At 74.2% G+C, this 19,882-nt stretch carries 10 protein-coding genes; all 10 read right to left on the bottom strand.

Annotated features, from left to right (window positions below):
• Positions 1 to 123: 123 nt before the first annotated feature.
• A complete protein-coding gene (locus ACZ3KP_RS33895; RefSeq protein WP_358987848.1) occupies positions 124 to 873 on the bottom strand; it encodes a class I SAM-dependent methyltransferase in 750 nt (249 codons plus the stop codon).
• Positions 874 to 1,065: 192 nt separating this feature from the next.
• Positions 1,066 to 1,263, bottom strand: a complete 198-nt coding sequence (locus tag ACZ3KP_RS33890; protein ID WP_360568258.1) for an MbtH family protein — start codon at positions 1,261 to 1,263, stop codon at positions 1,066 to 1,068.
• An 86-nt stretch (positions 1,264 to 1,349) separates the two neighbouring features.
• Positions 1,350 to 2,432: a GntG family PLP-dependent aldolase gene (locus ACZ3KP_RS33885; protein WP_467504211.1), complete on the bottom strand. Its 1,083-nt coding sequence runs from the start codon at positions 2,430 to 2,432 to the stop codon at positions 1,350 to 1,352.
• Positions 2,419 to 3,942, bottom strand: a complete 1,524-nt coding sequence (gene argH / locus ACZ3KP_RS33880; RefSeq protein ID WP_467504209.1) for an argininosuccinate lyase — start codon at positions 3,940 to 3,942, stop codon at positions 2,419 to 2,421. Before argH ends, ACZ3KP_RS33885 begins: the two co-directional genes overlap by 14 nt.
• Entirely contained in the window at positions 3,939 to 5,171 is a 1,233-nt protein-coding gene (locus ACZ3KP_RS33875; protein ID WP_467504207.1) for an ATP-grasp domain-containing protein, read from the bottom strand. The genes argH and ACZ3KP_RS33875 overlap by 4 nt, the downstream gene beginning before the upstream one ends.
• A complete protein-coding gene (locus tag ACZ3KP_RS33870) occupies positions 5,168 to 6,226 on the bottom strand; it encodes a pyridoxal-phosphate dependent enzyme (RefSeq protein ID WP_467504205.1) in 1,059 nt (352 codons plus the stop codon). The genes ACZ3KP_RS33875 and ACZ3KP_RS33870 overlap by 4 nt, the downstream gene beginning before the upstream one ends.
• Entirely contained in the window at positions 6,201 to 7,208 is a 1,008-nt protein-coding gene (locus ACZ3KP_RS33865) for a GHMP family kinase ATP-binding protein (protein WP_467504203.1), read from the bottom strand. Before ACZ3KP_RS33865 ends, ACZ3KP_RS33870 begins: the two co-directional genes overlap by 26 nt.
• 131 nt (positions 7,209 to 7,339) lie before the next feature.
• Positions 7,340 to 11,347, bottom strand: coding sequence for a non-ribosomal peptide synthetase (locus tag ACZ3KP_RS33860; RefSeq protein ID WP_467504201.1), 4,008 nt, complete (start codon positions 11,345 to 11,347; stop codon positions 7,340 to 7,342).
• The gene (locus tag ACZ3KP_RS33855; RefSeq protein WP_467504199.1) at positions 11,344 to 14,655 is read right to left on the bottom strand and encodes a non-ribosomal peptide synthetase; all 3,312 of its coding nucleotides are present in this window, start codon (positions 14,653 to 14,655) and stop codon (positions 11,344 to 11,346) included. The genes ACZ3KP_RS33860 and ACZ3KP_RS33855 overlap by 4 nt, the downstream gene beginning before the upstream one ends.
• Positions 14,652 to 19,685 (bottom strand): amino acid adenylation domain-containing protein, encoded by a 5,034-nt coding sequence (locus tag ACZ3KP_RS33850; RefSeq protein WP_467504197.1) that lies wholly within the window; start codon positions 19,683 to 19,685, stop codon positions 14,652 to 14,654. Before ACZ3KP_RS33850 ends, ACZ3KP_RS33855 begins: the two co-directional genes overlap by 4 nt.
• Between the last annotated feature and the right edge of the window lie 197 nt (positions 19,686 to 19,882).

Raw genomic sequence — 19,882 nt, 5'->3', positions numbered from 1 at the left:
GTACGGGGGGGGGGGGGGGGGGGGGGGGGGGGGGGGGGGGGGGGGGGCGGGGGGGGGGGGGGCCGCGGGGGGGGGGGGCCGGGGGGGGGGGGGGGCGGGGGGGCCCCGCCGCTCAGCACGGCGTCAGGCCAGGGTGAGGACGACACCGTAGTCCGGGCCGTGCCGTTCGGCCTCGGCCAGCTCCCAGCCGGTGCCCTCGGCCAGCGCCTCCAGCTCCGGCAGCGAGGCGAACAGGTAGTCGAACCAGTCCGTCACCAGCAGTCGGTGCCGCAGCCGCAGCCGCATCTGGCCGCTCATCCGGCCCTGCCGCCGGTTCGCCGCGAGGTACTCGGCGTGCTGCGCCCCGTCGAGCAGATAGGGGTCCATCCCGGTCCCGACGATCCGGGCCCCGGGCCGCGAGAGCCGGGCCAGCGCGCTGAGCAGCCGCGGGGCGCGTTCGCGGCTCTCCAGCAGGCCGAGGTTGCGGCCCAGCAGCAGGAAGGTGTCGAAGCGGGCGCTCTCCGGCAGGTCGTCGACGGTGCCGAGGAACGTCTCCGCCAGCCCACGGCGCCGGCACACGTCGAGCGCGTCGGCCGACACGTCGAGGCCGACGATCTCGCCGCCGCGGTCCTGGAAGGGGACCGCGAACCGGCCGGCCCCGACCCCGATGTCCAGGACCCGGCCGCGGAACCGGGAGAAGGCCCAGCGGTCCAGCGCGGGCCACGCGTCGGGGCCCGTGAAGAAGCCCACGGCGTCGTAGCCGCTGATGTATCCGTCGTCGCGTTCACAGATCTCGAAATAGGTGTCCCGCGGCAGCCCCGCGGTGTGGCAGTCGAGCAGGAGCTGCCCCCACGCGTCGGCCGTGCGGGGCGTGAGCGGCTCAGCCATGGTCATCCGCGATGTCCTTTCCGGGGGTGTGCCCCGTCCTGGTGGTCGGGCGCGGGACGGGGGTGGGGGGGGGGCCGGGGGGGCCCCCCCCCCCCCCCCCCCCCGGCGGGGGGGGGGGGGGGGGGCCGGGGCCGGGGGGGGGGGGGGGGGGGGGGGGGCGGGGCGGGGGGGGCCCCCCCCCCACCCCCGGGACCGCTGTCAGGCGGCGGTGGCGGAGCGCAGGCTCAGCGGGCGCATGTCGGTCCAGGTGCGCTCGATGTGGTCGAGGCAGTCCTCCTTGGGACCGCTGACGCCGACCGCGCGCCAACCCTGCGGGACGTCCCGGTCGGCGGCCCAGACCGAGTACTGCTCCTCGTCGTTGACGACGACGAGCCACTGCTGGGAGTTCTGCTGCATGACGGTTCTCCGATCGTGTGGTGGAGCTGTTTCAGGGAGGGTTGGAACGGGTGGAGCGGTGGTGCGGGTGGTTGCCGTGGCAAGGGTCAGACGGCGGCGGTCCGCGGTAGCAGGAGCTGCTGGAAGACCGCCAGGGCGCGGTCGACGTCGGCTTCGTCCACCCCCGCGTGGGTGACGGCCCGGATCCGGCCGCGACCCAGCTCGGCGAGGCGTACGCCCTCCTCCCAGGCCCGCTCCATGAACCGGGCCTGGGACAGACCGGGGGCGTCGATCCGGAAGAAGACCATGTTGGTCTCGACCGGCTCCACCACCACCCCGGGCAGCGCGGCCAGCCCCTCGGCCAGCCGGCGCGCCGTGGCGTGGTCGTCGCCGAGCCGCAGCGTCATCTCCCGCAGTGCGACCAGCCCGGCCGCGGCCAGCACTCCGGCCTGCCGCATGCCGCCACCGAGCATCTTGCGGATGCGCCGCACCGACCGGATGAACTCGGCACTGCCCGCGACCATCGAGCCGACCGGCGCGGACAGCCCCTTCGACAGACAGAACTGCACCGAGTCCGCGTAACCGGCGATGACGCGCACCGGTACGCCGAGGACGAGCGCGGCGTTGAAGAGACGGGCCCCGTCCAGGTGGACCGCCACCCCGCGGGAGTCGGCCAGCGCCCGGACCTGCGCCAGGTACTCCAAGGGCAGCACCCGCCCGCCGCAGCGGTTCTGCGGGTTCTCCACGCACAGCAGGGCGGGCAGCGCGAACTGCGGGTCCTCGGGATCCTCCGGGAAGGCGGCCTCGATGTCGGCGAGCGCCATGGTGCCGTCGGCCCGGTTGGCCACCGGCTCCACGATCACCCCGCCGCAGTAGGAGGCGCCGCCGGCCTCGTAGACGTAGATGTCGGACTCGGCGCCCGCGAGGGCCTTGGTGCCGCGCGGGCAATGGGCCAGCAGGGCCGCCAGGTTGCCCATGGTGCCGCTCGGCATGAAGCAGGCGTCCTCCTTGCCCAGCAGCCCGGCGGCCAGCTCCTCCAGTTCACGGGCGGTGGGGTCCTCGCCGTACACGTCGTCGCCGAGCGGCGCCCTGGTCATCTCCGCCAGCATGCGGGGCGTGGGCAGGGTGAAGGTGTCGCTGCGCAGTTCGACGACGTGCGCCGGGGCGGCGCCGCGGTCAGTGCTCGTCATGGATGTCCTCCTCGGAATCGGGGCCGGCGGCCGCGGCGGTGTCCCGCGTCCTGCCGTGCACCAGGGCCACGGCGTCCCGCAGGCGCTCGTCGGCGTCGCGCCAGCGGGCGGTCTGCTTGGCCAACCGGGTGCGGTGGTCCTCCCAGCTCTGAACGAGCGGTTCGTGGCAGCGGCGGAACGAGGCCGGGCCGGGGCCGCCACCGAACTCCGCCGCCCACCACACACTCTCCGGCCGCAGGTCGGCGCAGTCGTCGGCCGGCAGGTGGCCGTTCGCCTCCAGGGCCGCGCCGAGCGAGCCGGCCCGCCCCTCCACGACGGCGAGCGCGGCCTCCCCGACCTGGTGGTGGGCGCGCCGGAACGGCACCCCCTGGCGCACCAGCCACTCCGCGGTCGCGGTCGCGTGGGTCAGCCCCGCCGTCGCCCGGTCCGCCATGGCCCGGGGCACCGGCCGGGCCCCGTCGTAGGCCATCCGCAGGATCTTCACCGCGTCGATCGTCGCGTCCAGCGCCGGCATCACATGGGTCATCGCCTCGGTGCCGACAGCGATGGAGTTGGTGAACGGAGTACCCCGCATCGCGCTCACCGCGGCCGTCAGCCCGCCGAGGGCGGCGGCCGATTTGCCCTGCACGTGCTCCAGGACGAACGCGTTGCGCTTCTGCGGCATCATCGAACTCGACCCGACCAGCCCGTCGGGGATCGTCACCAGCCCGAACTCCGCGCTCGACCACATCAGCAGGTCGAGGGCGGCCCGGTCAAGGGTGACGCCGAGGACCACGGCCGTCGACAGCAGCCGCAGCGCGGTGTCCCGGGTGGCGATGGCATCCACCGAGTTGCGCACCGCCTCGCCGAAACCGAGGAGTTCGGCCGTGCGCCCCGGGTTGATCGGCACGGTCGTCCCGCCGATCGACCCGGCGCCCAGCGGGCAGCGCTCCAGCAGCTCGCCGGCCTGGGCCAGGGCCCGGGCGTCCCGCTCGAAGGCCTGCGCCAGCCCGAGCAGGTAGTGGCCGTAGGTGACCGGCACGGCCGCCTGGAAGTGGGTGTAGGCGGGCATCAGCACCTCGCGGTGCTCGTGGGCGCGTTCCAGCAGCACCCGGCCCAGCTCGGCCAGCTCCTCCGACAGCCGCCGGTACGGTTCGCGCAGGGCCAACTGGAGACAGGTGACGCCGAGGTCGTTGCGGGAGCGGCCGGTCTGCAGGACACCGCCCGTCTCGTCGCCGAGGGTCTCGATCAGGTGGGACTCGTAGGCCAGGTAGAGGCCGCGCGGGGCGGGCACCGTCTCCAGGGCCCGGTAGTCCTGCTCGCGCAGTGCGGTGATGGCCGCGAGCAGGGCGGATGCGGTCCCGGCGCCGACGATCCGGCGCTCGGCGAGCATCACGACGTGGGCGAGGTCGACGTGGGTGATCCGGTCGAGCTCGGTCTTCCAGGCGGGCCGCGGCGGGTCCCGCCGCTCCAGGAGCATGCGGCGGATCTCGGGCGACGCGGCGCTGCGCAGGCGGCCGGAGTCCGTCATGCCCGCACCTCCTGACGGACCGCCAGGGACGGGGTGATGCGGCCCACGCCCTCCTCGGCGGCCGCGGCCGCCTCGGCGGCGGTCGCGCCCCGGGCCAGCACGTGCCCGATCCGGTCGCGGAAGTCGCCGCCCACGGTGATCTCCGCGCCCGGCTCCCGGTAGGTCTCCACGTCGACCACACCCGGTACGGCGCAGGCCCGTGCCACCCCGTCGATGCCGCGCAGCCGGCCGCTCTCGGCCGGGACCACGAACCGGATCGCCGCGCCCTGGGCCGCGGTCACGGCCACCGGGGACGGAAGTCCGGCGAACGCGGCGACCGTGCCCAGGATCAGGTCGGCGCCGGTCGCCTCCCGTACCAGCCGGGGGATCCAGCCGCCCGCCAGCCGCGGGTTGACCTCGATCAGGACCGGACCCGCCGGGCCGAGACGCAGCTCCACGTGGGCCGGGCCGAGGGCGATGCCGAGCGCCCGTACGGCCGCCTCGGCCGCCTCGGTGATCGCCTCCCGCGCGGCCGGGGCCAGGGCGGCGGGGAAGTCGTGCCCGGTCTCGACGAACAGGGGCGGTGCGCCGAGGTGCTTGGCGGTGATCCCGGCCACGGTGCCGTCGAGGACCTCGGCCGAGTACTCCGGGCCGCTCACGAACTCCTCGACCGTGACCCGGCGCGGCACCGGCCGGCCGCGCTCGTCGGACCCGCGGGACAGCAGGGCGCGGGCGTGCCCGGCCGCCTGCCGCGGGTCCGCGCACAGCCGCACGCCGAGGCTGCCGCTGCCGGTGACCGGCTTGACGACCACCGGGTAGCCGGTCCCCGACGCCGCGGCCAGGACCTCCTCGACCGTGCCGGCCACCGTGAACCGCGGCACCCGCACCCCGGCCGCGGCGAGCCGGGCCCGCTGCGTGCCCTTGTCGCGGACCGCGGCCAGGTCGGCGGGGGAGTTGGCCGGCAGGCCGAGCGCCACGGCCGCCGCCGCGGCGGTCTCCACGTAGTAGTCGGAACTGGTGGCGACGCCCACGACGCGCCGCCCGACGGCCAGCCGGCGGCAGGCGTCGACCACCGCAGGCACGCTGTCGGTGTCGGTGCGGACCACCTCGGCGCCGCCGACCGACGCGTACCGGGACGGGTCGGCGGCCAGCAGCACCGGGTGCAGGCCGAGCGTACGGGCCGCCACCGGGAACAGCCGGCCCGTACCGGTGGTGTTGCTCTCGACGAGGACGAACACGTCCCGGGTCATACGGTCGCTCCTTCCGCGAGGGCGACGACCTCGTCGCGGGTGCGCCGCTGCCAGGCGTACCGGGACCAGCTGCCGGCGGCCTGGACGGGGTGGTCCAGGGTGCGCGGCGCCGGGGGCGGCGGGGTCAGGAAGCCGTTGCGGCGCAGCCAGGCGTCGTTGTGCACGGTGTTGGTGTAGCGGTGGCCCTCGTCCGGGAAGAGCGCCATCACCCGCAGCTCCGGGTGCTGTTCGGCGTACCAGCTCGCCACGTGGTGCGCGGCGCCGCTGGTCGGCCCCATGTACAGGGCGTGCTCCGCGTGCAGCCGCCGGGTCGCGGTGAACGCGGTCCCCGCGTCCAGCCAGTGGATCTCGTCGAACAGGGTGTGCTCCAGGACCGGCGGCACCAGGCCGTTGCCGAGACCGCGCAGCTGCCGGGGCCCGGCGGGGGCGCCGAACAGCACGCTGCCGGGGGTGTCCACGCCGATCAGCTTCAGCTGCGGGTTCAGCGCCCGCAGGAACGAGCCGATCCCGGACGACGAACCGCCCGAACCGACCGGGCAGACCAGCGCGTCGAACGTGCCCATGCTCTCCAGCAGGAGTTCGGCGACCGCGCCGTACGACACCGGGTTCAGCGGATTGTCGTACTGGCCGGGGGTGTAGTAGGAGCCGAGCCGGGCCTGGATGCGGGCCACCCGGTCCAGGCGGGCCTGCTGCACCCCGCGGGTGCGCAGTTCGGGACCCGAGACGATGCTCACCCGGGCGCCGAGCGCCTCCAGTCGGCGGCGCAGCGGCGGTTCGATCGCCGGGTCCCCGACGAGGACCAGCGGAATGCCCTTGAGCCGGCACACCATCGCCAGCCCGAGCCCGAAGGTGCCGGACGTGGTCTCCACGACCGTGGTGCCCTCGGTGAGCTCGCCGGTCTCGATGGCACTGGTGAGGATGAACTGGGCGGGCAGCAGCTTCATCAGATGGAAGGCGGCCCCGTACACGTTGGGCCCGACCTGGATGACCTTCGGCAGGACGTGGCCGTCGACCACGCTCCTGAAGGCCCTACGACTGGTGTGCGTACGGGACATGAGTCTCGCTCCCGGCTGTGTAGCGCCAATGGTCGGTGATGCGCAGTTCCGCGAGCCGGCGGGCGGCCAGCGCGGTGCGCTGCTCCAGTCCCGGCCGCTGGGGTGCGAAGAGGAGGGCGGCGACCGAGCCGCTGTGGGCCACCTGCACGCCCAGCGCCTCGGTCTCCTCGGCGATCTCCAGCAACCGGTCGAAGCGGGGCACCGGCAGGAACCGCTGGTTGATCCGCGCGCTCGCGGTGGAGATCCGGCCGAGTTCCCGCTGGTCACCCCGGGCCACGGCCCGGCGCATGAGGCCACGCAGCGCGCGGAAGCACTCGATCTCCCAGGCGTTGTACCGCGCCCGCGGCAGCGCCAGGGTGTCCACCTCCCGCTCCGTCGAGGAGAAGCCGACCACCGTGAGCGGTGGCACCGGCCGGTGGAAGTCCTCGATGACGGCGCCCTCGCGGTGCGCGAACAGCAGCATCCGGTCGAAGTAGATCAGGGGGTCGGTGGCCGCCTCGGCGGCGACCGCGATCCGGGCGATCCGCTCCGGCGCGAGGTTGCGGCCGACCGCGGCCAGCACCGCCAGGATCGCCGCGGTCACGTCGCTGGTCGACGAGCCGAGGCCGCGGCCGACCGCGACGTCGCCGCGCAGCTCCAGCTCCCCGCCGTAGGCGCCCATGCCGAGCACCTCCAGGGTGGTGCGGGCGGCGGCGAGGGCCTTCGTCTTCCACGACGGGGTGACCGTCAGCTCCGGCTCCCAACGGCTCAGCCGCACCGTCGCGTTGCTGGCGAACAGCGGGCAGGGCAGCGTCACCAGACCGCGGCGGAGCCTGCCGTCGTCCTCGAACACCCCCTGGAGCAGTTCACCGTGGTGGCTGGGGGCGCTTCCGGTGCCCATGAGCACGCCGTGCTCCAGGTGCGGGGGCTCCAGCTCCCTGTGTGCCTGGCCGTGCGTGTCCTGTGCGGACAGCACGTCCTGGCTCTGCACGCCGATCTTCACCTACGCCTCCTCGGACGTTCGGGTAATGGAGGTCACGCGTTGTGCCGCGCGGGCGGCGGGGGCCGGGGGAGCGGGGCCGCTCGGGCCCCGCGTCCGCCCGGCTTCGTTCCTTGTCGGGCGATCGTCGCGGGTCAGGCGTCCGGGGGACCGGCGGGGCGGCCGGCGCTCTGGTGCGGGCGGACGATCTCGGCGATCCGCGCGGCCAGTTCGGCGACGTGCGGAGGGTGCACCATGTCGTGGTGGTTGCCCGGCACGGGGACGGTGCGGACCCGGCCGCGGGTCAGCGCCTGCCAGGCGTCCGGGTCGACGTCGGGGCTCTTGAGGGTCGGGTGGGACTCGGAGACGGTGAGCAGGTGGACGTCCGCGTGGACGACCGCGCCGGGCCGGTAGCGGCCGGCGGCCTCCCCGTTGGCGCGGGCGACCTCGACCATGCGGCGCACGGCCGTCGACTCGATCCGGTCGGGCAGCCGCCCGTCCTGGTGGGACTGGCGGACCAGGGCGGCGATGAGCGCGTTGTCGTCGAGGCCGTCCATCTCGTCGGACGACAGCCCGGCGTCGGCCCCGAACCGGGACAGCACGTCCTCGTCGCCGACGAGGTCCGCCGAGCCCGGCACCGGCGAGTCCAGCAGCACCAGCGCGCCGACCTCGCGGCCCGCCCGCTCCAGCCGCACCGCCATCTCGAACGCCACCACCCCGCCGAACGACCAGCCGCCCAGCAGCACCGGCCCCTCGGGAGCCAGTTCCGCCATCTCGGCGAGATAGCGCTCGGCGATCTCCTCGACGGTGCGCAGCGGCGCCGCGTCCGTGTTGTAGCCGACCGCCTCGACGCCGTACAGGTCGACAGTGCCCTCCAGCTCCCGCGCCAGGCCCATGTAGGAGCTGACGCCGCCGCCGTGCGGATGGACCAGGAACAGCGGCGAGCGGGTGGCGGGCGAGGCCGTCGACAGCGGGACCAGCAGCCGCTCGGAGACCGCGGACAGCCCGGGGAGCGCCTCGCACAGCGCCTCGATGGTGGGCGACCGGAAGAAGGTGCTGAGCGGCACGCTCACACCGAGCTCCCGCCGTACCGCCTCGACCAGTTCGAAGGCGCTGAGCGAGTTGCCGCCGACGGCGAAGAAGTCGTCCCGCACCCCCACCGGGGACCGGCCGAGGACCCGTTCGCAGATCGAGGTCACCCGCAGCTCCAGCGAGTCGCGGGGCGCGACCGGCTCGGCGCCCGCCTCGGCGGCCGGTTCGGGCAGCTGCTTGCGGTCCACCTTGCCGTTCGGCGTCAGCGGCATCCGCTCCAGCCCGACCAGCACGGCCGGCACCATGTACTGCGGCAGGTGCTCGCGCAGGTGGGCGCGGAGTCCGGGCTCGTCGGGCTCGTCCCGCCAGGAGACGTAGCCGACGATCCGCCGGGCCATGTCCTCGCCCGCCGTGATCACCGCGGCCCGGTCCACCGCGGGGTGGCGCTGGAGGACGGACTCGATCTCGCCGAGTTCGATGCGGTGGCCGCGGATCTTGACCTGGGTGTCCTCCCGGCCGATGAACTCCAGCCTGCCGTCGGGCCGCCTGCGGGCCAGGTCACCGGTGCGGTAGAGCCGGCCGCCGGCCCCGAACGGGTCCGGTACGAACCGCTCCGCCGTGAGGGCGGGCCGCCCGGCGTAGCCGCGGGTGACGCCCGCGCCGCCGATGACCAGTTCGCCGACGGCGCCGATCGGCACCAGCCGCATCCGGTCGTCCACCACGTGCACCGTGGTGTTGGCGATCGGCAGTCCGATCGACACCGGCTCCCCGGGACCCGGCGGCGCGATCAGCTGGACGGTCGAGTAGACGCTGGTCTCGGTGGGGCCGTACACGTTCCACAGCCGGGACACCCGCGGCGCCAGCTCCTGGGCGAGCTGCGCGGACAGCGCCTCGCCGCCGGAGACCGCCTGGAGGTCGCCGCCCTGCCAGCCGCTGAGCAGCAGCAGGTGCCAGGTGGCGGGCGTCGCCGCCATGACCGTCGTCCCCGACTCCGTCACGATCCGGGCCAGGGCCGCGCCGTCCGCGGACGTCTCCCGGTCCACCAGCACCACCCGGCTGCCGTGGGCGAGCGGCACGAACAGCTCCAGCACCGACGCGTCGAACGCCACGGTGGTCACCGCGCACAGCACGTCGTCACCGGACAGGCCGAGGGTGGCGCCGATGTCCGCGACGAAGTTCACCAGACCGCGGTGCGGGACCATCACGCCCTTGGGGCGGCCGGTCGAACCGGAGGTGTAGATCACGTACGCCAGGTCGTCCGGGCCGACCGGCGCCGCCGGACCGCTCTGCGCGGGCATCCGCGGGGGCCGGCCCACGTCGATGACCCGCACGTCCGGGGCCGGGTCCAGCCGGGCCACCAGCTCCGGGCGGCCCAGCAGCAGCCGGGCCCCGCTGTCGGCCAGCACGTACGCCAGCCGCTCCGGCGGATAGTCGGACTCCAGGGGCAGATAGGCCGCGCCGGACTTGAGCACGGCCAGCAGCGCCACCAGCAGGTCCGGGGACCGCTCGACCATCACGCCCACCGGGGCGTCCTGGCCGGCGCCCTCCGCGCGCAGCACGGCTGCCAGCGCCGAGGCCCGCCGCACCAGTTCGGCGTAGGTGAGCCGCTCGCCGCCCGGTCCCTCCACGGCGACCGCGTCCGGGGTCCGGGCGGCCTGCCGGTCCACCAGGTCCGGCACGAGCAGCGGCGACTCGGGCCCGGCGGTGTCGTTCCAGTCCGAGAGCAGCAGCCGCTCCTCCTCGGGCGCCAGCAGATCGAGGTCGCCGATCCGGGTCTCGGGCCGCCGCACCGCGTGCGCCAGGATCCGCCGGTAGTGCTCGGCGAACCGGGCGACGGTGTCGGCCTCGAACAGCTCGGTGGCGTAGGAGATCAGCACCTCCATGCGCCGGCCCCGGGTCACCACGGTGACGTCCAGGTCGAAGCGCGCGGTGTCCGTCTCGACCGGCAGCGACCTGGCCGACACCCGGGGCAGCCGCAGCTGCGAGGTCTGCTCCTCGACAAGGTTGAACAGCAGCTGGAACAGCGGGTTGCGGCTCAGGTCGCGCTCCGCCCGCAGCTCGTCCACCAGCACGTCGAACGGCACGCCCTGGTGCTCGTACGCCTCCAGGGTGGTGCCCCGGACCCGGGACAGCAGCTCGGCGAAGGTCGGGTTGCCGGCCAGGTCGGTGCGGAGCAGAACCGTGTTGACGAAGAACCCGATCAGGCCCTCGGTCTCCTGGAGCGTACGGCCGGACATCGGCACGCCCACGGTCACGTCCCGGCTGCCGGAGTGCCGCGACACCAGCGCGGCGAACGCCGCGAACAGCACCATGAACGGCGACACGTGGTACTTCTGGGCGAGTTCCCGCACCCCGTCCGCGACGGCCGGGTCGATCACGTGCGAGACCCGGGCGCCCGCGCCGCCGCGCACCGCGGGCCGGGGCCGGTCGCCGCGCAGCTCGGTCGGGGTCGCCCCGGCCATGGTCCGCTTCCAGAACTCGACCTCGGCGGCCGCCTCGGGCGTCTCCAGCTGCCGGGCCTCCAGGTCCGCGTAGTGCGCGTACTGGATCGGCAGCTCGGGCAGCTCCGGACGGCCGCCCGCGGTGAACGCCGCGTAGGCCTGCGAGAGTTCCTGCCAGAGGATCTGCATGGACGCCGCGTCCACGGCGATGTGGTGCACGACCACGGTGAACAGGTAGCGCTGGTCGGGGAGTTCGGTCAGCCGGGCGCGCAGCCAGGGCCCGGTGGCGAGGTCGAACCGGCCGCTGATGTCCGCGTCCCGCAGCCGGTACGCCTCCTCGTACGCCGGTCCGACCGCCAGATAGCGAAGGTCGGTGCGCTGGAGCCGTACCGCCGACGCCGGTCCCACCCGCAGCCGCGGTCGGCCGGCGGCGTCCTGCACCACCCGGGAGCGCAGGATGGTGTGCCGCTCCACGACCAGCCGCAGGGCGGCCGCCAGGGCGTCCACGTCGAGCAGCCCGGCCAGTTCGAAGACCTGCGCCATGTTGTACTCGACGAGTTCCGGACGGAGGTGCTCCAGGAGCCACACCCGTCGTTGCGCCGCCGACAGCGGCGCGTCCACGGCGGGACCGGAGCCGGTCCCGCGCCGCGCGGTCTCCACCGCGCGTTCCACGATCGGACTTGTCGTCATCGGGATGTCCTCCCGTCGGCCGTACCGGACGCGGGAAGCAGGTGTCCGACCGCTTCCGCCATGGTGCGGATGGTGGGGTTGTCGAAGATCAGCGAGAGCGGGATGTCGGGGGAGAGGGCGGTCCGCAGCCGGGAGACGATCCGGGTGGCGAGCAGCGAATGCCCGCCCAGGGCGAAGAAGTTGGCGTGCACGTCCAGCTCCGGCCGGCCCAGCACCTCCGACCAGATCCCCGCGACCAGTTCCTCGGCCGCCCCACTCGCCCGGGTGGCCGTCTCCTCGGCGGCGGCCTTCGGTTCGGGCAGCGCCCGGTGATCGGTCTTGCCGTTGGCGTTGACGGGGATGCGGTCCAGCACGGTGATGCTGGAGGGGATCATGTAGCGGGGCAGCAGATCGCTGAGGTGCGTGGTGAGCCCGGCCGGCAGTTCGTCGTCGGGACCGGCGTGTTCGACGGTGATGTAGGCGGCGAGGCGCTGGTCGCCGGGGACGGGTTCCCATGTGGTGACGACGGCGTCGCGGACGCCGGGGTGGCGGCGCAGGGTGTGCTCGATCTCGGCGGGTTCGATGCGGATGCCGCGGATCTTGACCTGGCTGTCCGCGCGCCCCAGGAAGACCAGGGAGCCGTCGGCGCGCCGGATGCCCCGGTCGCCCGTGCGGTACAGCCGGGCGCCGGGCACCTCGGGGTGCGGCAGGAAGGCCGCGGCGGTCTTGCGGGCGTCGCCGAGATAGCCGCGGGCCAGGCCCACGCCGGCCAGGTACAGCTCCCCGGGGATGCCGTCCGGGACGGGGTTGAGGCGTTCGTCCAGCAGCAGCACCTCGTTGTTGGCGATGGCACGGCCGAGCGGGACGTCCGCGTCGTGGTCGTCGGTGGTGCAGGTGTGGCTGGTGGAGTCGATGGAGACCTCGGTGGCGCCCCATTGGTTGTGGAGGCGGGCGGGGGTGCGGGCGAGTCGGTCGTGGAACTTGGCGACGAGGTCGGGGCGGAGGGCTTCGCCGCTGGAGATGACGTGGCGGAGGTGGGTGAGGGGTGGTCGGGTGGGGGTGATCTCGTCGAGGAAGAGGGTGAGCATGGAGGGGACGAAGTGGAGGGCGGCGATGTGGTGGTCGCTGGTCCAGTCGGCGATGGCGCGGGGGTCGCGGTGGAGGCCGGGGGGGAGCATGACGACGGTGGCGCCGGCGATGAGGGGCCAGAGGATCTCGACGGCGGAGTCGTCGAAGCTGAGGACGGTTTTGTGCAGGACGGTGTCGCCGGGGGCGAGGGGGTACTGGGCCTGCATCCATTGCATGCGGTTGGTCCAGCCGGTGTGGGTGGAGGCGACGCCCTTGGGTGTGCCGGTCGACCCGGAGGTGTAGTACACCGAGATCAGGTTGTCCCCGGTGACACCGCTGTCGGGGGCGGCCGGGGACGACCCGGTGAGCGTTCCGGGACCGCAGTCCAGCACCGCGCACCCGGCACCGGCCCCGTCGCGGGCCCCGGCGAGCAGGGCCGCCCGCTCGGCGTCCGCGCAGGCCACCGGGGCGCCCGCGTCGGTGAGCACCTGGACGGCGCGGCCGAGGGGCAGGTCCGGGTCGAGCGGCAGGAACGCGCCGCCCGCCTTGAGGATGGCCAGGAGGGTGACGGCCATCTCGGCGGAGCGGTCCATCCAGAGGCCGACGGGGGTGTCGGCGACGACTCCGGCCTCGCGCAGCCGGGCGGCCAGGTGGTTGGCGCGGCCGGTGAGTTCGGCGTAGGAGAGGGTGTTCTCGGAGTCGGTGACCGCCGGTGCGTGCGGGGTCGCCGCCGCCACCGCGTCCACCAGGTCCGTCAGCAGGCCGCCGGGGTACTCGACGCGTTCGCCCAGCCCCGTGGCGAGCAGCCGCTCGCGTTCGGCCGCGTCGACCATGCCGACGCCGGAGACGGGACGGCCCGGCTCGGCCAGCGCGTTGCGCAGGAACGTGACGAAGTGCCGCATCAGCCGGCTGATCGTGGCCGGCTCGAACAGATCCGACGCGTAGTAGGCGATTCCGGAGAACGTGTCGCCGGAGCGGGTGAGGGCCACGCTCAGGTCGAACCGCGACTTGCCGTCGACCAGCTCCACCCGCTCGGTCGCCAGACCGGGCAGGACCAGGTCGTCGGTCTCCTCGTCGCCCAGCGCGAACAGCACCTGGAACAGCGGGTTGCGGCTCGGGTCCCGCTCCGGCTGGAGCTCCTCCAGCACGGCTTCGAAGGGCAGTTCCTGGTGCTCGTAGGAGGCGAGGGTGTTCGCCCGGGTGCGGGCCAGCAGCTCTTCGAACGACGGGTCGTCGGCCAGCTCGGTGCGGATCAGCAGGGTGTTGACGAAGTAGCCGATCATCTCGTCGAGTTCGGGACGCACCCGGCCGGCGATCGGCGTGCCCAGGGTGACGTCCCGGGTCGCCGAGTGCCGGGCGAGGACCACGCTGAACGCGGCCGTCAGCGTCATGAACGCGGTCGCGTTGTGCTCCCGTGAGAAGCGGTTGACCGCCGCCCCCAGCTCGCTGTCCACGGTGAACGAGAACGGGGCGCCGTTCCCGGTGCGCACGGTCGGCCGGGGCCGGTCCGTCGGCAGTTCGTCGGTGCTCGCGCCGGCCAGCCGCTGCCGCCAGTGCTCCAGCTGGTGCCCCAGCCGCTCCGGCGTCTGGTGTTCCCGGCTCCACGCCGCGTAGTCCCCGTACTGGCGGGACAGCGGCGGCAGTTCCGGCTCGCGGCCGGCCGCCAGGGCCGTGTAGGCCCGGGACAGCTCCGACCACAGCACCCGCATCGACGTGCCGTCGATCGCGATGTGGTGGACCACCAGCACCAGCAGTGCGTCGTCCTCGGCCAGCCGCACCACCGCGACCCGGAAGACGGGCCCGGTGGCCAGCGAGAACGGCTCACGCATCAGCGCCCGGGCGAACTCCACGCCCGCCGCGTACCGTTCGGCGGCGCTGTCCCCGACGACGTCGTGGACCGGCACCGGGACCGGCGCGGCCGGCAGCACCCGGGGGACGGGGGCGCCGTCCCGTTCGTCGAAGACCGTGCGCAGCACCTCGTGCCGGCCGGCCACCACCGTGAAGCTCCGGGCCAACAGCTCGGCGTCGAGCGCGCCCCGGACCCGGATCACGGTGGACGTGTTGTAGCCCGGCATCATCTGCTCCAGAAGCCACATCCGCTCCTGCGCGTACGACGCCACCCGCGCGTCCGGTCCGGCCACCGGAACGGCCGTCGCCGCCGCGTCGGCGCGCTGGGCGTCACGGGCGCCCTGGAGCAGCGACCTGACCTGCGCGCGCCGCGCCTCCCGCGGGTCCGCCTGGGGTGTCCTGCTCGTGGTCATGAGCGGGTCCTCTCGGCGGTCGCGTCCCCGGCCTGGTCCGTCGCCTGGTCCGTCTCCGGGTCGCCGACCGCGTCCAGCAGCAGGTTCTCCAGAGCGGTGGCCATGGTGTGGATCGTCGGGTTGTCGAAGATCAGCGCCAGCGGGACGTCCACGGACAGCGCCGCACGCAGCCGGGAGACGATCCGGGTGGCGAGCAGCGAATGCCCGCCCAGGGCGAAGAAGTTGGCGTGGATGTCCAGGTCGGTGCGGTCCAGCACCTCCGACCAGATGCCGTCGATGAGCTGCTCGGCCTCGGTGGCCGGCCGCACCGCGACCGCGTCCGCCTCGAAGCGCGGCAGGGGCAGCGCCCGGTAGTCCGTCTTGCCGTTGGCGTTGACGGGGATGCGGTCCAGCACGGTGATGCTGGAGGGGATCATGTAGCGGGGCAGCAGATCGCTGAGGTGCGTGGTGAGCCCGGCCGGCAGTTCGTCGTCGGGACCGGCGTGTTCGACGGTGATGTAGGCGGCGAGGCGCTGGTCGCCGGGGACGGGTTCCCATTTGGTGACGACGGCGTCGCGGACGCCGGGGTGGCGGCGCAGGGTGTGCTCGATCTCGGCGGGTTCGATGCGGATGCCGCGGATCTTGACCTGGCTGTCCGCGCGCCCCAGGAACGACAGCCTGCCGTCCGGTCGCCGCACGCCCCGGTCGCCGGTACGGTACAGCCGCTCGCCGTCCGCGTACGGGTGCGGGACGAAGGCCGCGGCCGTCTTGCGGGCGTCGCCCAGGTAGCCCCGGGCCAGGCCCACGCCGCCCAGGTACAGCTCACCGGGGACACCGTCGGGCACCGGGTTGAGGTGCTGGTCCAGGATCAGCACCTGGTTGTTGGCGATCGCCTCGCCGAGGGACACGTCACCGGCCCACTCGTCCTCCGGGACACAGGTGTGGCTGGTGGAGTCGATGGAGACCTCGGTGGCGCCCCATTGGTTGTGGAGGCGGGCGGGGGTGTGGGCGAGTCGGTCGTGGAACTTGGCGACGAGGTCGGGGCGGAGGGCTTCGCCGCTGGAGATGACGTGGCGGAGGTGGGTGAGGGGTGGTCGGGTGGGGGTGATCTCGTCGAGGAAGAGGGTGAGCATGGAGGGGACGAAGTGGAGGGCGGCGATGTGGTGGTCGCTGGTCCAGTCGGCGATGGCGCGGGGGTCGCGGTGGAGGCCGGGGGGGAGCATGACGACGGTGGCGCCGGCGATGAGGGGCCAGAGGATCTCGACGGCGGAGTCGTCGAAGCTGAGGACGGTTTTGTGCAGGACGGTGTCGCCGGGGGTGAGGGGGTACTGGGCCTGCATCCATTGCATGCGGTTGGTCCAGCCGGTGTGGGTGGAGGCGACGCCCTTGGGTGTGCCGGTCGACCCGGAGGTGTAGTACACCGAGATCAGGTTGTCCCCGGTGACACCGTTGTCCACCGCCGTGGGCGAGGACTCGGTGAGCGTGCCCGGCCCGCAGTCCAGGACCGTGAGCGATCCGGCCGCACAGTCCGCCAGCGACTCGGCGCGCTGCCGGTCCACACAGATCAGCGGGGCGTCCGCGTCCGTCAGCAGGGTCACCACCCGGCCCACCGGCAGGTCCGGGTCGAGCGGCAGGAACGCGCCGCCCGCCTTCACGATGGCCAGGAGGGTGACGGCCATCTCGGCGGAGCGGTCCATCCAGAGGCCGACGGGGGTGTCGGCGACGACTCCGGCCTCGCGCAGCCGGGCGGCCAGGTGGTTGGCGCGGCCGGTGAGTTCGGCGTAGGAGAGGGTGTTCTCGGAGTCGGTGACCGCCGGCGCGTGCGGGGTCGCCGCCGCCACCGCGTCCACCAGGTCCGTCAGCAGGCCGCCGGGGTACTCGACGCGTTCGCCCAGCCCGCCGCCGAGCGGCGGCAGTTCGCGCTCCGCGGCGCCGGACTCCAGCCCGATGCGGTCCATCGGCCGCTCCGGGTCGGCGACCGCCGACCGCAGCAGGGTGATGTAGTGGTCCACCATCCGCCGGATGGTGTCCTCGTCGAACAGCGACGAGGCGTACTCCCAGATCAGGGTGATCCGGTCGCGGTCCGGGTGGTCCTCACGGCCGGCCCGCTGCTGGGCCCGCGGCACCACCACGATGTTCATGTCCATCTTGGACGAGCCGTTGTGCCGCTCCAGGACGGTGCCCCGCACCCCGCCGAACTCCAGGTCCGGGACGATGGCGTTGTGGAAGCTGAACATCACCTGGAACAGCGGGTTGATGGACGGCACCCGCGGCGGGGCCACGGCCTCCACCAGCCGGCCCAGCGGCACGTCCTGCCAGTCCGAGGTCTCCATCAGCACGTCGTTGACCCGGCGCCGCAGGACCTCGAAGCCCGGGGAGCCCGAGGTGTCCAGCCGCAGCGGCAGGGTGTTCACCACCATGCCCAGCATGCGCTCGGTCTCCGCGAGCCTGCGGTTCGCGACACCCGAGCCGACCACCAGGTCGCTCTGGCCCGAGTAGCGGCTCAGCAGGGCCGCGAAGCCCGACAGCATCGAGGCGTACAGCGTCACCCCGGAGCGCTCGCTGGACTCCCGCAACGCACGGCTGAGTTCGGTCGGCAGCTCGATCCGCAGGGCCGCGCCGTGGAAGGACGGCACACGGGGCCGCGGCCGGTCCGTCGGCAGATCCAGGACGAGCGGGGCGTCCGCCAAGTGCCGCTTCCAGTAGTCCAAGTGACGGTCCAGTACGTCGTCGCGCATCCAGGCACGCTGCCAGGCGGCGAAGTCGGCGTACTGGATGGGCGGTTCGGGCAGCGGTGACGGCCGGCCGGCCGCCAGCTCGGGGTAGATCGCCCGGATCTCGTCGAGGAGCACGCCGAACGACCAGCCGTCGTGCACGAAGTGGTGCTCCACCTGGACGAGGGTGTGGTCGTCGGCCGCGTGCCGGATCAGCAGCCAGCGGGCCAGCGGCGGTTCGGTCAGCTCGAAGGGACGGCGGATGGTGTCCCGTACGACCTCCTCGGTACGGCGCTCCCGGTCCGCCTCCGGCACGTCCTGGAGGTCGACCACGGGCAGCCGCACCGCCATCGGCGGACGGACCTGCTGCATCGGCACGCCGTCGACCGTGGCGAAGGCCGTCCGGAAGATCTCGTGGCGGCGGACCACCTCGGTGATCGTGGCGCCCAGCGCCTCGGCGTCGAGCGGGCCGCGCAGCCGGATGGTGGCCTGGGCGTTGTAGGCGAGGTTGCCGGGGGAGAGCTGCTCCAGGAACCAGATCCGCTCCTGGGGGAAGGACAGCGGCAGCGGACGGTCCCGGGGTACCCGGACCACCGGCGGCAGCGGCGGCGCGCTGCGGCCCAGCCGGTCCAGCTCGGCGGCCATCCGGGCCACCGTGCGCTCCTGGTAGATGCTCGATATCGGCAGCTCGGCGCCGAACTCCGAACGGACCCGCGCCGCGAGGCGTCCGGCGAGCAGCGAGTGGCCGCCCAGCAGGAAGAAGTCGTCGTCGACACCGACCTCGTCGATGCCGAGGAACTCGGCGGCGATCTCCGCCAGTCGGCGCTCGGTCTCGGTGCGGGCCTCGGCCCCGCCGCCGCCCAGCCCCAGCGACGCGCGGTCCAGGGCGGGCAGGGCGGCCCGGTCCAGCTTGCCGTTGGGCAGCAGCGGCAGCCGGTCGATCAGCGCGACCGACGGCACCATGAAGTGCGGCAGCCGGCCGGCGGCGAACCCGCGAAGCTCCAGCGGCTCCGCCGACGGCGCCACGGCGTAGGCCACCAGCCGGTCCTCGTCACCGACCCGGCCCACGACCACCGCGACATCCTGGACGGCGGGGTGTTCGCGCAGCACGGCGGCGATCTCGTCGGGCTCGATGCGGAAGCCGTTCAGCTTGACCTGCTGGTCGATGCGGCCGAGGAAGTCCAGCTCGCCGTCGGGCGTCATCCGTACCAGGTCGCCGGTGCGGTAGGCCCGTTCGCCGGGGGAGTCCGGGTCCGGCACGAAACGGTCGGTGGTCAGGTCCGCCCGGCCGATGTAGCCGCGGGCCACCCCCGCGCCGCCGATGACCAGTTCACCGGGCTCGCCGGGCGCCACCGGGCGCAGCGACTCGTCCAGGACGTAGAGGCGCACGCCGTCGATGGCCCGGCCGATGACCGGCTTGCCGCCGCCCGGCACGGTCCGGGACACCGAGGCCCACACGGTGGTCTCGGTCGGGCCGTACGCGTTGAACATGGCCCGGCCCGGTGCCCACCGGTCGACCAGCTGCTGGGGGAGCGCCTCACCGGCGCACACGATCGTCTCCAGGTGCGGCAGTTCCCGCTCCGGCACCATCGCGAGCACGCTCGGCGGCAGGGTGATGTGGGTGATCCGGGCGTCGGCGAGGAAGTCGCCGAGGCCGGGCCCGTACAGGACGTCGCGGCGCGGCGGCAGGACCAGGGTGGCGCCCGAGCACAGCGCCATGGCCAGCTCGAAGACGGACGCGTCGAAGCTGGGCGAGGCGAACTGGAGCACCCGGTGGCCCGGTCCGACGGTGAACGTGGAGCGCTGGGCGTCGGCCAGGTTGGCGAGCCCGCGCTGGGTGAGCGTCACGCCCTTGGGGCGGCCGGTGGAACCGGAGGTGTAGATGACGTAGGCCGCGGACTCCGGGCGCAGCCGGGGCAGCGGGAGGGGCTCGGCCGGCGCGGTGTCGTCGGCGGGGTCCGCGAGCGGCACGCCGAGGGAGCGCAGCCACTCGGGCGCGTCCGCGTCGGCGATCACCAGCGCGGCACCCGAGTCGCTGATCATGTACGACAGCCGGTCGGCCGGGTACGAGGGGTCCAGCGGCAGCCAGGCGGCGCCGGCGTGGGCGACGGCGAGGACCGAGGTCACGAGGTCGAGGGACGGCTCCAGGAACACGCCGACCGTCGCTCCCGGGCCCACGCCGAGGGAGTGCAGCCGGGCGGCCAGGGCCCGGGCGCGGGCGCCGAGTTCGGCGTAGGTCAGGTGCCGGTCGCCGAGCTCTGCCGCGGGGCGGTCGGGGGTTGCTGCTGCTTGCCGGAGGAACTTGTCGAGGAAGTGTCCGGAATCTGCTGGTGTCACGGAAGTCTCCATGAGGGGCGGTGACGGACGGGCGGGGACCGGGGGGCGGGGGGGGGGGGGGGGGGGGCCCGGGGGGGGGGCGGGGGGGCGCGGGGGGGGGCCCCCCCCCCCACGCCCCGGTCCCGGTCGCCCTGCTTCGGCGGTTGCGGGCAGACGCGGGCGGACGTCCGGGAAAGGGGTGGTGGGTGCGAGCCGCG

This window comes from Streptomyces sp. NPDC020958, from assembly GCF_055562175.1.
The sequence above is the reverse complement of the archived record's forward strand: the minus strand, read 5'-3'. Positions and strand labels throughout refer to the sequence as shown.